The organism is Enterobacter cloacae (assembly GCF_013375935.1).
Classification (GTDB): Bacteria; Pseudomonadota; Gammaproteobacteria; order Enterobacterales; family Enterobacteriaceae; genus Enterobacter; species Enterobacter pasteurii.
This window is the reverse complement of sequence record NZ_CP056117.1, coordinates 3706026-3719049: the sequence shown is the minus strand read 5'-3', so window position 1 is coordinate 3719049 and position 13024 is coordinate 3706026. Positions and strand designations below refer to the sequence as shown.

The following is a 13024-nucleotide window of genomic DNA, read 5'->3' as shown; positions in this document are numbered from 1 at the left end:
AAATTAGTGACAACCTGGACTAAGCCTTATGCGATAAGGGCTGTCAGCGGGAAGGCAGAATAGTCTTAAAGAAGAGCGCCTTAAGTGACAACGTCACCTAAGGCATAGCGACGGGCTATCGGCTCAGCGCGGAACGAACCTTTCGAACACGCCATGAGATGCGAACAATCGAGAAGCCAGCCATGAGTACCAGGATCAGCCCCAGCGCCAGCATCGCGTTAAATCCAAACCAGCGAAAGAGGATCAGCCCCGCAATACCGCCGGTGATAAACGAGAACAGGGTGGTTAAATGGGTTTTTAGCTGGCTTTTTTGCGCCGCCGTGTCTTTTGAGTAATCCCGGCGCAGCATGGCGACCATGACGGAGGCCAGCGAAATGCCCGCATCGGTTAGCGTGCCGGTAATATGGGTTGATCTCACCCGACCGCCAGAAAGCTGCGTGGAGGTGGAATTATGGATCCCCATCAGTCCACACAGGAAAAGAATAATTTCCTTGTTTGTAGCGAAGGAGTGGAAATAGAGTTCGTAGAGAGAGACCCCGGCCAGCAAAAAACCTTCCACCAGCAGAACCTGGCTAAATACCAGCCTGACGTTATGGATAATGCCCCAGATAACAATTATTCTGGCGACAATGGCGCCCGTCACAAACGACAGAATAATAGCGCCGAAGAAAAGGATATCGTTAAGATCGGTGGAGGAAACTTCGCTGGATAGCTGCGAGGTGTTACCCGTCATGTGGGAGGGAAAAAAGCCAAACGCGCCCAGCGCAATGGCATTCAGCAGACCCGCGGAGGTCGCCAGCCACAGAGCAAGACGGCGATCCTCCTGATGCGTTCGTTCTTTCTTTAATTTAATCAGCAAAGAATACCTCCCGTTTGAGCTTTGCCTGATTCTTCAAGCTAACAAAGCGATATCGCTGGCTGACCAGGATATTGCTTAATTATTATTTCATCGGGAGGTGTTCGTGGTTTTGTAATTAAATAAAATAACCCTGTTAATATAATGCCTTATCTTGCGTAGCGCGACGCCTTAAAGGTCAGCCCCACCGCGCTCAGCAGTAATATGCCGCTCAGCCCGAAGGTGCTCTGCCATCCAAGGGAGTCAAACATCAGGCCACCTGCCGTCGAGCCGAGCGCGATGGAGAGCTGGATCACCGCGACCATCAGCCCGCCGCCCGCCTCGGCATCTTCCGGGAGCGTCCGGGCGAGCCACGTCCACCAGCCCGTGGGCGCCGCCGTTGCCAGCATGCCCCAGAACCCAAACAGCAGGGCAACGATCCACAGGCTATGCCCGGCCAGGATCAGCACGCCGGCAATTATCGCCATCAGCAAAGGTATGGCCATTAATGTCCGGTAAAAGGCGGCATTCAGTACCAGGGCCACGATCGTCGTGCCGACAAAACCCGCTATTCCGATAGCCAGCAGGATCAGCGACAGGCCGGAGGCGCTCACCTGCGTGACGGTTTCGAGGAAGGGACGAACATAGGTAAATAACGCAAACTGGCCCATAAAGAACAGACCACACGCCATCAGACCAACGGAAACCGCGGGCTGGCGAATCAGGCGAAATACGCTTTTGCGTGACCCCTGGCCCTGGTTTGCGTTCATAGCGGGCAGGCTAAACCATTGCCAGACGAACGCCGCTATCGCTACGGGAACCAGGCAGAGAAACGCGCCTCGCCAGCCGATGGTCGATCCAAGATAGCTGCCCAGCGGCGCGGCGACAACCGTCGCCAGCGCGTTGCCGCCGTTGAAAATCGCCAGCGCTCGGGAGACCTGATGCTGCGGCACCAGACGGATGGCCGTTGCGGCAGACATCGACCAGAACCCGCCGATGGCAATGCCGATCAGCGCCCGGCCCGTCATATAGATCAGATAGTTCGGGGCGAAAGCGATGACGATCCCCGATAGCGCCATCAGCATGGTCATGCCCAGCAGAAGATATTTACGGTTCATATTCCCGGCAAGTTGGGAAAGAAAAAGGCTGGTCAGGACCGCCAGCGCACCGGAAATGGCGATGCCCTGGCCTGCCAGCCCCTCCGTCACGCCTAAATCCCGGGCAAGGGGCGTGAGCAGGCTGACGGGCATAAATTCCGAGGCAATCAGAACGAATACGCACAGGGTCATGGCAAAAATACCTCCCCAGCGCGCAGGTTCAGTATTACGTGATGTGATGGGGTTCAGCGTAGACATAGTCGTAATTCACAGCGGAGAGAAGAGAAGCCCCCTTGAGACTCGGGGGCTGTGCGTATTATTTCAGGCTGGTTTTGAAGAACTGCGCAAACTGCGCGAACGGGATTTTCCCCGCGACGTTGTCGTAGAGATCGACGTGGTTTGCGCCCGGGACAATCACCAGCTCTTTCTGTTTACTGCCGACGGCCTTAAACGCGTCTTCCGCAAAATAGCGAGAGTGCGCGTTTTCACCGGTCACAATCAGCGTAGGAATGGCGATCTCCCCGGCATAGCTCAGCAGCGGCATATTCATAAAGGATAACGGCATGGTCGCGGTCCACGCGCCGGTGGAGTTAACGGAACGGGCGTGGAAGCCGCGCGGCATTCGGTAGTAGTCATAAAATTCTTTCAGTACCGGATGCGGATCGGCGGGTAACGCTTCCGGCAGGATCCGTTCGGCCGCCGTCACCTTACCGTTTTCATCAACATAAATGTCATGGCCGCCGTGGGCGAAGGTGCCGCTTTCGGCATCTTTCCAGCGCTGTGCGTTCAGATACTGCAATACGGCCCGGCGATCGGCCGTCGTGTAACGATCTTTCCCGTCGCCCACGCCCTGACCCATCGCGCGGCTCATGTCATACATGACGCTGGTGGCAACCGCCTTCGCGCGGGTATCCATGGATGCCGCGTTCAGCGCCATGCCGCCCCAGCCGCAGATGCCGAGAATGCCAATACGGTTACGGTCAACTTCTTTCTGTAATCCCAGGAAATCTACCGCGGCGCTAAAGTCTTCGGTGTTGATATCAGGAGAGGCGACGTTGCGCGGCTGGCCGCCACTTTCACCGGTATAAGACGGGTCGAACGCCAGGGTAACGAAACCCTGTTCAGCCAGAGTCTGGGCGTACAGTCCGCTGGATTGTTCTTTGACCGCGCCAAAAGGCCCGCTGACGGCAATCGCTGCCAGCTTGTGGTCGCCGCGGTTTTTAGGAATGTAGAGATCCCCAACCAGGGCGATCCCGTACCGGTTCTGGAACGTCACCTTGCGATGGTCGACTTTATCGCTCTCGGCGAACGTTTTATCCCAGGTGGTCACCATCGAAACGGGCGCGTTTGGATTCGTTGTTTCTGCATAACTCATTGTCGTCACTCCACTTAATGATGCGCAAAGCAGCATCGCTACGGACAATTTTTGGGTGAATATTTTCATAAGAGGTACCGCGTGTTGTTGTGATGGGGGTCATTATAGTTAGCAGTAATAGTGATGATTAGAGGCCGAAAGATGCTAAAATTAATATCATATTGTTATAAATGGAGGGGCGATGGCGAAGCGGGAAAACTACAACGAGCTGTACCTTTTTATTCAGGTGGTGCGCGAGGGAAGCTTTACGGCAGCCGCACAGCGGCTCGGGCTTGCACAATCCGGGATCAGCCGCTCGGTCCGGGAGCTGGAAGAGCGGCTGGGCGTTCAGCTTCTGGTGCGGACCACGCGTAAACTGTCGCTGACCCACGCCGGGGAACAGCTTTATCAGACCGCGGGCGCGGCCTTTGACTCGCTCGATTCCGGCCTTACCCGGCTGGCGCATTACCGCCAGACGCCTGCCGGAACCGTGCGCATCAATGCCAGCCAGCACGCCATCGAAAAATGCCTGCTGCCAAAGCTTGCCGTATTCAAACAGCGCTACCCGGATATTCGGCTGGAGCTGATGAATGAAAGCCGCTTCGTGGACATTATCGCCGAACGGTTTGATGCGGGCGTCCGGCTGGGGCCGGAGGTGGGGCAGGGAATGATTGCCGTACGCATCACGCCCGATATGGAAATGGTCGTGGTGGCCGCCCCGGAACATTTTCGTCGCTACGGTTTTCCGCAGACGCCCGCAGATTTAGTTGCCCATCCGTGCATTGCCTATCAGTTTGCCGACGGTAGCCACTATCAGTGGGAACTGGTGCAGGACGAAAAGCGTTTTACGCATCGCCCCGAGGGCCAGTGGGCCTTTTCGGACAGCTATATGGAGGCCGAAGCGGCGCGCCTGGGGCTTGGGCTGGCCTACGTTCCGGTTGAGCTGGTGGCTGACGATCTGGAGCGCGGCACGCTGATACGCGTTTTGCAGCGCTACAGCCTGCGGATGGACGGGCTATATCTCTATTATCCGCACCGTAACGTGTCGCCGGCGCTGAGAGCCGTGATTGATACGCTGAAAATTTAAGGGCCATCTACGCTACGGCCTATACAGCCAGTATGGTTGTGATACGCTACTATTTTATATTGCGCTGCTCAACTAAGGCTAAGAAATGACAAAAATAACGGCAGAATATACGACTGTTGATCTATCCCGTTGGGCAAGAAAGGAGCACTTTTCGGTATTTCAGGGCTTTGCTCAATCCACGTTTAACCAAACGGTTCAGCTGGACATTACCGCGCTGCTAAAACATATTAAACAGGCAGGCTGGAAATTTTATCCTGCGATTATTGCCCTTATTTCTAAAGCCGTTAACCGGCATCCGGAATTCCGCATGGCCATGAAGGATGATGAGCTTATAATATGGAACGAGGTGCATCCAGGGTACACCCTTTTCCATAAAGAGACGGAGACGTTTTCATCATTATGGAGCCACTTTGACGGGAATATTAGTCACTTTCAGAATGTTTATGCAGAAGACGTTTCTCGCTATGGTGATAACCTTGCCTACTGGCCTAAGGAAGAGTCCCGGGAAAATGTTTTTTTCATATCGAATATTCCCTGGGTGAGTTTCACCACTTTTAATGTCAACGTCGCTAACATGCGGAACTTTTTTGCACCCATGTTCACCTTCGGGAAATATTACGCGCAGGACGGGAAAGTCTTGCTGCCTTTCGCCGTTCAGGTTCATCACTCGGTATGCGATGGTTTCCATGTGGCAAGACTGATCAATGAGCTGCAGGAAATGTGTGATGACGTAGCGTGCTATTCAGAAGAGCTGAAGGTTTAAGTTAGCGTAAATGTTGAGGCGGATGAATTGAGGGATCGTGTTCTGGATTGCCCGCGGTGCTATTCACTTCATCATGCATTGACGTAACAATAATCCGTTATAAATCCATACATATAAAAACGCCGCGAGCTGTTTCCAGCCTGCGGCGTAAGGATCGGTGATGAAGCGTTCTGGCGATCAGGCAGCCTTAACGGCTCTGATTTTCTTACCGCCATCCGCCTCTGCGTCTGTCTTATCGGCAACAGGAGCGGCATTAAGATCGGGAAGCCTGCTAGTACGCAGAATATGCTGCACGGCCTCTTTCTGCTCGGCGAGATAGAGCCCAAGGTTTTCCGCCTGCGTTTCATCCATCTGCATTCCGCTTTGCAGCAGCCAGTCGGTGAACGCTTCTGCCATGTCGAGCAGTTTGTCGTGAGCGTCAGCCTCTTTCTTACTGGCAAAAGTCATTTTCTCTTCACCTTTTCTTACGACAACGAATTTTGTTTCAACAGCCATTTTGCGCCTCCGGTACTGTAATTATATACAGTATAGCAGGTCCGGATCCGCGTTGCAGCAAAAATGTACATAGATGGCTTGCCCAAAGGATGCGCAAGCCAGAAGCGTCTACCGGTACAGCGTTTTTTCGGCAACGGGGATGAGCAGGGTGGATTGCCAGTCTGCCAGCGTCAGCTGAGCCAGTTTACCCAGCGCGACGTAGAAAGGATGCGCCGCGTTTTCAACAAATACGGAGAGAAAACGCGTGCTCCACGGCAGCAGATGCCAGGCCAGAAGCTGGTCGCGCTCTGCTACGCGTCCGTTTTCGGCGAGCCATGCCGCCAGCATCAGCAGCGTGCCGACGTGATCTTCCGGCTCATTCTGCTGCATCTCAAAAGCGATATTGTTTTCACGCATCCACTGGCGCAGCGCAAGGGTCGAATCGCCAAACAGCACGGACTCGCGATCCAGCCAGACGGAGCCCCACGGTGGAGCGGGTAAGGCATACGGGCCAATAAACAGACGCTGCCAGGCGTCCTTCAACGCTTCATCTGTTTGAGCCTTAAACATATCGGCGACGGGCAGCAGGCTTTCCTGCGCCAGCGGCCAGTCCTGAACCCAGTCACCTGCGGTAAGGGCGCTCACCAGCGGCGCGGTCTGTTCGCTGTCCGGGGCAAAATAAAATAGCGCACCCAGTACCCGGGCGCTGAACGCGAACGATTCGCGATGTAAGAGGTCATTCATTACAACATTCCTTACTTGCGCGCGGGCTGCCCCGCGCGCCTGTGTTAACCGGCAATCGCCAGTCCAGCGGTCATATGCAGACCATAGAATAGCCCACGGCCAATAAGTTCACCCAGCACCACCAGCACGAAGCCGGCGAACAGGCCGAGCGTTTTTGGTTCCTGCCGACGAATAAGAGGGCAGATCCAGCAGCCTAAACCCGCCGCCAGCAGCGCGATGCGCCACACCTGAAGCGAGCCATAATCAGGCAGCAGAGCGCTGGCCTGCTGGATGGCGCTGTGGATAGTCGCCAGCGCGTTGCTTTGCAGCACGATCGCACCCACGCTGACCAGCAGCGCCAGCGCCAGCGCGCTGACGGAGGCGGCAAAAGTCCCTCTGAACGCGACGTTTGCGGCGCGAAGCAGCAGCACGGCCAGCAGTGGACCAGCAAGAGCCAGCGTCAGGAAGAAGGCCAGCGTGGTATAGCCCGTGTACCAGGTCGGAACGGTATCAATCTGATAGACCCGGGTCATCGCCCAGACAAAGACGAGCCCCAGTATCTGACTGACGGCCAGCCACACTTTACCTAAAGCAGGGGGCATTTTACCGATAACCGACACCAGCCACCAGAAACCGCCCACGGCAAAGAAAAGCGAACCAGCCGCGATTTCATTACTCAGGGCAGAAGAGCCAACCCGGTTAAGCGAGTTAAAGGCGCGCAGCGGTGAGCCAAGGTGCAGTACCGAGGCCATAAACCCAACACCCATCACGACCCAGAGAAAAAACATGCTGCGCACGATACGTTTTTTAGCCGCATCGTCTTCTGCCCTGAGCCAGGCGAAACCCATCACGATTAACGCCCCGGCCACGCACTGCCCAAAGACCGTGAAGATTACCAGCGGCCATTCATGCCATCCACTTCCCATCTCACACCTCCTTCGGATTTGCCAGGTAGCCGGTGGTGTCACCCGTCGGACGGCTGTTGGCGTTAGGTTTGATCGCAATGCTCGGCTTCGTGAAGTGTGCAGACGGCAGCGGCGCGACCGCGGCAAGCTGGCCGTGCTTTTTGCGCAGCTCCTCAATCGGGCCGAAGTCCAGCGCGCGCAGCGGGCAGGACTCGACGCAGATCGGCTTTTTGCCGTCCGCCACGCGGCTGTGGCAGCCGTCGCACTTGGTCATGTGGCCTTTGGCGGCATTGTACTGCGGCGCGCCGTACGGGCAGGCCATGTGGCAGTAGCGGCAGCCGATGCAGACATCCTCGTCCACCACCACAAAACCGTCGTCGCGCTTGTGCATCGCCCCGCTCGGGCAGACCTTGGTGCAGGCCGGATCCTCGCAGTGGTTGCAGGCAATCGACAGATAGTAGGCAAAGACGTTCTGATGCCAGACGCCGTTATCCTCCTGCCAGTCGCCGCCCGCGTATTCGTAAATCCGGCGGAAGCTGACGTCCGGGGTTAAGTCTTTGTAGTCCTTACAGGCCAGCTCGCAGGTTTTGCACCCGGTGCACCGGCTGGAATCAATAAAAAATCCGTACTGGGTTGTCATCGGTTACTCCTTAGGCCTTCTCGATCTGCACCAGGTTAGTGTGCTGCGGGTTTCCTTTCGCCAGCGGTGACGGGCGGTGCGTGGTCAGCGTATTGATACAGGAACCGTGATCGACCCGATCGCCGTTCATGCTGGCGTCGTGCCAGGCGCCCTGGCCCATTGCGCTCACGCCGGGCATGATGCGCGGCGTGACTTTCGCGGCAATGCGCACTTCACCGCGGTCGTTAAACACGCGCACCATATCCCCGTTTTTAATGCCGCGTTTATCGGCATCCACGGGGTTTAGCCATACCTCCTGGCGACAGGCGGCCTGAAGCACATCCACGTTGCCGTAGCTGGAGTGGGTACGGGCTTTGAAGTGAAAACCGAACAGCTGCAGCGGGAATTTGCTGCGCTCGGGCGCATCCCAGCCTTCGAAGGTGGGGGTATAAACCGGCAGCGGGGTGATGGTTTCGTCTTTTTGCAGCTCCCAGGTTGCAGCGATATCCGCCAGCCTGCTGGAGTAGATCTCGATTTTTCCCGACGGCGTTTTCAGCGGGTTGGCGTGCGGATCGTCGCGGAATTTTTTATAGGCCACAAAGTGTCCATTCGGATCTTTGCGCTTATAGATGCCCATTTTTTTGAGCTCATCGTAGGAGGGCAGCTGAGGATCTTTAGCGACCATTTTGGCGTACAGATATTGCAGCCACTGTTCCTGCGTACGACCCTCGGTGAATTTCTGATAAATATCCGGCCCAAGGCGCTTCGCCACCTCGCTCATGATCCAGTAGATTGGCCTGCGCTCAAACTTCGGCGCGGTAACCGGCTGGAGGAAAATCAGGTAGCCCATGTTCCCGGCGTAATCGTTAGGAATGATATCTTCCTGTTCGACGGTCATCAGGTCCGGCAGGATGATATCGGCATACTTCGCCGATGAGGTCATGAAGTTATCGATAGCGACGATCGTTTCGCACTTGCTCTCATCCTGCAAAATGTCGTGGGTTTTGTTGATGTCAGAGTGCTGGTTGATGATGGTGTTACCGGCGTAGTTCCAGATGAACTTGATCGGCACATCTAGCTTGTCTTTACCGCGTACCCCGTCGCGCAGGGCGGTCATCTCCGGGCCACGGGCGATGGCGTCCGTCCAGCAGAAGCAGGAGATTTGCGTTTTCACCGGGTTTTCCGGCAGCGGCATACGCTCAATGGTGATGGTGTAGGTCGATTCGCGCGCGCCGCTGTTGCCGCCGTTAATGCCGACGTTGCCGGTGAGGATCGGCAGCATGGCGATGGCGCGGGAGGTTTGCTCGCCGTTCGCCTGGCGCTGCGGCCCCCAGCCCTGACAAATATAGGCCGGCTTTGCAGAGCCGATTTCGCGGGCAAGCTTGATAATCCGATCGGCAGGAATGCCGGTAATCCGCGACGCCCACTCCGGGGTTTTCGCCGTCCGATCGTCACCCTGGCCGAGGATATAGGCCTTGTAATGGCCGTTGGCGGGCGCGCCTTCCGGCAGCGTTTTTTCGTCATAGCCAACGCAGTAGTTATCGAGGAAGGGCTGGTCGACGAGATTTTCATCAATCAATACCCACGCAATACCCGCCACCAGCGCCGCATCGGTGCCCGGACGGATTGGGATCCACTCGTCCTCGCGCCCTGCGGCGGTGTCGGTGTAGCGCGGATCGATAACGATCATGCGCGCGTTGGAGCGTTCGCGAGCCTGCTCGAGGTAGTAGGTGATCCCGCCGCCGCTCATGCGCGTTTCCGCCGGGTTATTGCCGAACATCACCACCAGCTTGCTGTTTTCGATATCCGAAGTGCTGTTGCCGTCGTTGCTGCCGTAGGTGTAGGGCATTGCGCAGGAGATTTGTGCGGTGCTGTAGGTGCCGTAGTGGCTGAGGAAGCCGCCGTAGCAGTTCATCAGGCGTGCGACCAGCGAGGCGTAAGGGGAGGAGCGGGTAATATTGCCGCCAACGATCCCGGAGGAGTAGTTAATATAGACCGCTTCATTACCGTATTTTTCGACCACGCTTTTCAGGTTCGCGGCGATGGTGTCCAGCGCCTCTTCCCAGGTGATTCGCTCGAACTTGCCTTCACCGCGTTTTCCCACGCGTTTCATCGGGTAGTTCAGACGGTCAGGATGGTTAATGCGGCGGCGAATGGAGCGGCCTCGCAGACAGGCGCGAACCTGGTGGTTGCCGTAGATATCCTCACCGGTGTTATCCGTTTCGACCCAGTAAACTTCGTCGTCGCGGACGTGCAGACGCAGCGCGCAGCGGCTGCCGCAGTTCACCGAGCAGGCACCCCATACAACTCTATCTTGCGCGGGCTGGATGGCGGCCTGCACCGCAGCGGCGGCGCTTTTCAGACCAAAAGGTAACGCGATCCCACCGGCGGCAAGCGCCAGGGATCCTATGGCGGTAGATTTAACCAGAGCTCGGCGGCTAATCCCGCCGTGATGTTCAACTTCGGACATGACTCACCCCATCATTGTTAGTATTTATTTTCACCCGTGATTACAACCGGGCTAATGATGGGGGGAGTGTTACTTATTTGGAGGTATTAAATATTAATCCTCGTCAAATCAGGGGGATTGAGTGCATAAAAATCATTGCGGCTCAGCGGGCGCATTATCCTGCGTACCCGCGCCGCTTACCGGGTAGTTACCGCTGCTGGTGCGGGTGTACAAAATTTTGAAGGTATCGTTGGCACAATGCCCAACGACCTGCGCATCCGGCTGGTCGGCCTGATCGTTGGGGACGATATTAAGCGTAAATCCAGACTCCGGCACGCCGTTGTTGATAATCTTCTGCTGAATGTCGCTTTTCACGCGCTCGCAGGAATCCGGGGCGGCGAGGATCGCAGGTGAAGCACTCATTAACAGCAGGGCGGTAATCCAGGGTAACTGTTTCATCTGTTGCTCCTTTTCAGTGTGTATGAGTTAATTTTAGCAGGAACCGTGTAAATAACTGTATTTGCTAATATGATTGAGAATATTGTCTTTTGACGGGTAAATGATGTGAAGAATTACGCAGCGATAACGCTACTGGCAACGGTACTGGTGGGATGCGACAACAACAGCGCGCCGCTGTCCTTTACGCCGGAGATGGCGAGCTTTTCGAACGAGTTTGATTTCGATCCTCTGCGCGGCCCGGTGAAAGATTTCACCCAGACGCTCTTCAACGAAAAGGGTGAGGTCTCTAAACGCGTGACCGGTACGATGTCGACAGAAGGGTGTTTCGATACGCTTGAGCTGCACGACCTGGAGGCCAATACGGGCGTTGCGCTGGTGCTGGACGCTAACTTCTACCTCGACGCAGAGACCCAGCAGCAGAAGGTAAAGTTACAGGGTAAATGCCAGCTGGCGGAGCTGCCCTCTGCCGGCGTGAAGTGGGACACCGACGATAACGGGTTCGTGGTTGCCGCGCACAGCAAAGAGATGGAGGTGAAGTACCGGTATGACGCCGACGGCTATCCGCTGGGTAAAACCACCGTGTCCGGCGACCAAAAGCTGGCAGTTCAGTCGACGCCGTCAAACGATCTGCGCAAGCGCCTGGATTACACGGCGGTAAGCCTGTTGAACGATAAGCCAATGGGCAGCGTGAAGCAGACCTGCGACTACGATCGCCACGATAACCCGGTGAGCTGCGAGCTGGCGATCGTCGATGACAGCGTCAAACCTGCCGTTGAGCGCAAGTACACCATCAAAAACAGTATTGAATATTACTGAAATGAAAACCGCGCAGGTTACTGCGCGGTAGGTTTAAGCAGGCTGGCGGCGGAAGATTTGTGCCCGGCCAGATGCTGATGCTGGAAAATACACATGCGGATGGTGTTACGGTACTCGCCGTTGATAAAGAACTCATGGATCAGCTCGCCCTCCACCATAAAGCCCAGCTTACGGTAGATATGGATCGCTTTTTCGTTCTCTTTATCGACGATGAGATAAAGCTTATAGAGATTCAGAACGTTAAAGCCGTAATCCATCGCCAGCTTTGCCGCCCGCGACGCAAGGCCTTTCCCCTGATGTTCCGGTGAGATAATGATCTGAAACTCGGCCCGGCGGTGAACGTGGTTGATCTCAACCAGTTCAACCAGCCCGGCCTTCTCGCCTTCGCACTCCACCACAAACCGGCGCTCGCTCTGGTCGTGGATGTGCTTATCGTAAAGATCCGACAGCTCAACAAACGCCTCGTAAGGCTCTTCAAACCAGTAGCGCATCACGCTGGCGTTGTTGTCGAGCTGATGGACAAAGCGTAAATCTTCGCGCTCCAGCGGGCGGAGCTTAACGTCACACAGGTTCGTCATTACGGTGCAACCGTGCGTCCAGTGCGACGATCCAGACAGCGCAGGGTGTTAGGTTCCCAGTAAGCGTTGACGTTGGCACTTTGCTGACACTTATCGCGCGCATCAAACGCGACGTCTTCTTTATCCCACTCTTTTTCCGCGCGCTTGTTCACTTTCTGACGCAGGCTGCGGGTGTCATTCCATTGTTCTTTGTCCATGGCGGCGTTCTGACGGCTTTGCGCGCTGTCACCAGACTCAATGATGAGCTTGCTGGTTTCGGCAGTCGCCGTTGCGGCAAAGGTGAACGATGGCAGCGCCAGTACGGCTGTCAGACAAAGGCGTTTGCTTAATGTAGTCATAGCGTTTCCTTTAAACGGGTGCAGATAATCGGATTCCCCGCTGGATTCTACACCAATCCAGAAGGGTGTCATACCCGCGCCGCAGGTATGGGAACGTTGAGACCATTATCGCGTATCATGCCTAAATCAATCCTCACGAAATGAAAAAAATGTTGAAAACGACGCTGCTTTTTTTCGCGACCGCGCTGTGCGAAATCATCGGATGCTTTTTGCCGTGGCTTTGGCTAAAGCGGGGCGCGCCCGCGCTGCTGCTGATTCCGGCTGGGGTGGCGCTGGCCCTTTTTGTCTGGCTTCTCACCCTGCATCCGGCCGCCAGCGGGCGGGTTTATGCCGCCTACGGCGGGGTTTACGTCTGTACCGCGCTGCTGTGGCTGCGCGTTGTCGATGGCGTCAGGCTCAGCGTATATGACTGGGCCGGAGCAGCAGTTGCCCTGTGCGGCATGCTGATCATCGTCGCTGGCTGGGGGCGCGCCTAGGCGCCCCCCATAATGTGATCGCCCGCCAATTTTACGATCATTATACTTGTA

At 55.9% G+C, this 13024-nt stretch carries 15 protein-coding genes; 4 read left to right on the top strand and 11 right to left on the bottom strand.

Annotation, left to right across the window (positions count from 1 at the left end; translation table 11 throughout):
• Positions 1 to 115: 115 nt before the first annotated feature.
• From HWQ14_RS17375 to HWQ14_RS17365, 3 genes are all read right to left on the bottom strand, one after another.
• A complete protein-coding gene (locus tag HWQ14_RS17375; protein ID WP_176610458.1) occupies positions 116 to 859 on the bottom strand; it encodes a YoaK family protein in 744 nt (247 codons plus the stop codon).
• A 146-nt stretch (positions 860 to 1005) separates the two neighbouring features.
• Entirely contained in the window at positions 1006 to 2190 is a 1185-nt protein-coding gene (locus HWQ14_RS17370) for an MFS transporter (RefSeq protein WP_176610457.1), read from the bottom strand.
• 58 nt (positions 2191 to 2248) lie between these two features.
• On the bottom strand, positions 2249 to 3376 hold the full coding sequence (locus HWQ14_RS17365) for an alpha/beta hydrolase (RefSeq protein ID WP_176610456.1): 1128 nt from the start codon (positions 3374 to 3376) through the stop codon (positions 2249 to 2251).
• A gap of 112 nt (positions 3377 to 3488) precedes the next feature.
• On the opposite strand from HWQ14_RS17365, the gene HWQ14_RS17360 reads away from it, so the two are divergent.
• The gene (locus HWQ14_RS17360) at positions 3489 to 4373 is read left to right on the top strand and encodes a LysR family transcriptional regulator (RefSeq protein WP_176610455.1); all 885 of its coding nucleotides are present in this window, start codon (positions 3489 to 3491) and stop codon (positions 4371 to 4373) included.
• An 85-nt stretch (positions 4374 to 4458) separates the two neighbouring features.
• Positions 4459 to 5136 carry a type A chloramphenicol O-acetyltransferase gene (catA, locus tag HWQ14_RS17355; RefSeq protein WP_176610454.1) on the top strand — a complete coding sequence of 226 codons (678 nt, stop codon included), beginning with the start codon at positions 4459 to 4461 and terminating at the stop codon, positions 5134 to 5136.
• A 177-nt stretch (positions 5137 to 5313) separates the two neighbouring features.
• Here the strand turns inward: catA and HWQ14_RS17350 are convergent, their stop codons facing one another.
• The 6 genes from HWQ14_RS17350 to HWQ14_RS17325 all read right to left on the bottom strand — a co-directional run bounded on the left by HWQ14_RS17350 (position 5314) and on the right by HWQ14_RS17325 (position 10765).
• Positions 5314 to 5631: a YebG family protein gene (locus tag HWQ14_RS17350; protein WP_176610453.1), complete on the bottom strand. Its 318-nt coding sequence runs from the start codon at positions 5629 to 5631 to the stop codon at positions 5314 to 5316.
• A gap of 108 nt (positions 5632 to 5739) precedes the next feature.
• On the bottom strand, positions 5740 to 6354 hold the full coding sequence (gene dmsD, locus HWQ14_RS17345) for a Tat proofreading chaperone DmsD (protein WP_176610452.1): 615 nt from the start codon (positions 6352 to 6354) through the stop codon (positions 5740 to 5742).
• A gap of 44 nt (positions 6355 to 6398) precedes the next feature.
• Positions 6399 to 7259 (bottom strand): dimethyl sulfoxide reductase anchor subunit family protein, encoded by an 861-nt coding sequence (locus tag HWQ14_RS17340; RefSeq protein ID WP_176610451.1) that lies wholly within the window; start codon positions 7257 to 7259, stop codon positions 6399 to 6401.
• 1 nt (position 7260) lies between these two features.
• Positions 7261 to 7878 carry a DMSO/selenate family reductase complex B subunit gene (locus HWQ14_RS17335; protein ID WP_148421066.1) on the bottom strand — a complete coding sequence of 206 codons (618 nt, stop codon included), beginning with the start codon at positions 7876 to 7878 and terminating at the stop codon, positions 7261 to 7263.
• 10 nt (positions 7879 to 7888) lie between these two features.
• Positions 7889 to 10327, bottom strand: coding sequence for a selenate/tellurate reductase subunit YnfE (ynfE, locus tag HWQ14_RS17330; RefSeq protein ID WP_176610450.1), 2439 nt, complete (start codon positions 10325 to 10327; stop codon positions 7889 to 7891).
• A 132-nt stretch (positions 10328 to 10459) separates the two neighbouring features.
• On the bottom strand, positions 10460 to 10765 hold the full coding sequence (locus tag HWQ14_RS17325; RefSeq protein ID WP_176610449.1) for a DUF1161 domain-containing protein: 306 nt from the start codon (positions 10763 to 10765) through the stop codon (positions 10460 to 10462).
• Between the two features lie 105 nt (positions 10766 to 10870).
• Here HWQ14_RS17325 and HWQ14_RS17320 point away from each other — a divergent pair, with 105 nt between their 5' ends.
• On the top strand, positions 10871 to 11581 hold the full coding sequence (locus HWQ14_RS17320; RefSeq protein ID WP_148421072.1) for a YnfC family lipoprotein: 711 nt from the start codon (positions 10871 to 10873) through the stop codon (positions 11579 to 11581).
• A 17-nt stretch (positions 11582 to 11598) separates the two neighbouring features.
• On the opposite strand, the gene speG is transcribed toward HWQ14_RS17320, so the two are convergent.
• Positions 11599 to 12159 (bottom strand): spermidine N1-acetyltransferase, encoded by a 561-nt coding sequence (speG, locus tag HWQ14_RS17315; protein WP_148421074.1) that lies wholly within the window; start codon positions 12157 to 12159, stop codon positions 11599 to 11601.
• A complete protein-coding gene (locus HWQ14_RS17310) occupies positions 12159 to 12497 on the bottom strand; it encodes a DUF1283 family protein (RefSeq protein WP_176610448.1) in 339 nt (112 codons plus the stop codon). Before HWQ14_RS17310 ends, speG begins: the two co-directional genes overlap by 1 nt.
• Before the next feature lie 149 nt (positions 12498 to 12646).
• On the opposite strand from HWQ14_RS17310, the gene HWQ14_RS17305 reads away from it, so the two are divergent.
• Entirely contained in the window at positions 12647 to 12973 is a 327-nt protein-coding gene (locus HWQ14_RS17305) for a YnfA family protein (RefSeq protein WP_148421078.1), read from the top strand.
• The last annotated feature ends 51 nt before the right edge of the window (positions 12974 to 13024 follow it).

What these genes read in the sequence shown, in the direction of transcription:
- HWQ14_RS17370 (WP_176610457.1), bottom strand. Translation starts at nt 2,190, where the DNA reads ATGTCTACGCTGAACCCCATCACATCACGTAATACTGAACCTGCGCGC.
- HWQ14_RS17365 (WP_176610456.1), bottom strand. Translation starts at nt 3,376, where the DNA reads ATGAAAATATTCACCCAAAAATTGTCCGTAGCGATGCTGCTTTGCGCA.
- HWQ14_RS17360 (WP_176610455.1), top strand. Translation starts at nt 3,489, where the DNA reads ATGGCGAAGCGGGAAAACTACAACGAGCTGTACCTTTTTATTCAGGTG.
- catA (WP_176610454.1), top strand. Translation starts at nt 4,459, where the DNA reads ATGACAAAAATAACGGCAGAATATACGACTGTTGATCTATCCCGTTGG.
- HWQ14_RS17350 (WP_176610453.1), bottom strand. Translation starts at nt 5,631, where the DNA reads ATGGCTGTTGAAACAAAATTCGTTGTCGTAAGAAAAGGTGAAGAGAAA.
- dmsD (WP_176610452.1), bottom strand. Translation starts at nt 6,354, where the DNA reads ATGAATGACCTCTTACATCGCGAATCGTTCGCGTTCAGCGCCCGGGTA.
- HWQ14_RS17340 (WP_176610451.1), bottom strand. Translation starts at nt 7,259, where the DNA reads ATGGGAAGTGGATGGCATGAATGGCCGCTGGTAATCTTCACGGTCTTT.
- HWQ14_RS17335 (WP_148421066.1), bottom strand. Translation starts at nt 7,878, where the DNA reads ATGACAACCCAGTACGGATTTTTTATTGATTCCAGCCGGTGCACCGGG.
- ynfE (WP_176610450.1), bottom strand. Translation starts at nt 10,327, where the DNA reads ATGTCCGAAGTTGAACATCACGGCGGGATTAGCCGCCGAGCTCTGGTT.
- HWQ14_RS17325 (WP_176610449.1), bottom strand. Translation starts at nt 10,765, where the DNA reads ATGAAACAGTTACCCTGGATTACCGCCCTGCTGTTAATGAGTGCTTCA.
- speG (WP_148421074.1), bottom strand. Translation starts at nt 12,159, where the DNA reads ATGACGAACCTGTGTGACGTTAAGCTCCGCCCGCTGGAGCGCGAAGAT.
- HWQ14_RS17310 (WP_176610448.1), bottom strand. Translation starts at nt 12,497, where the DNA reads ATGACTACATTAAGCAAACGCCTTTGTCTGACAGCCGTACTGGCGCTG.
- HWQ14_RS17305 (WP_148421078.1), top strand. Translation starts at nt 12,647, where the DNA reads ATGTTGAAAACGACGCTGCTTTTTTTCGCGACCGCGCTGTGCGAAATC.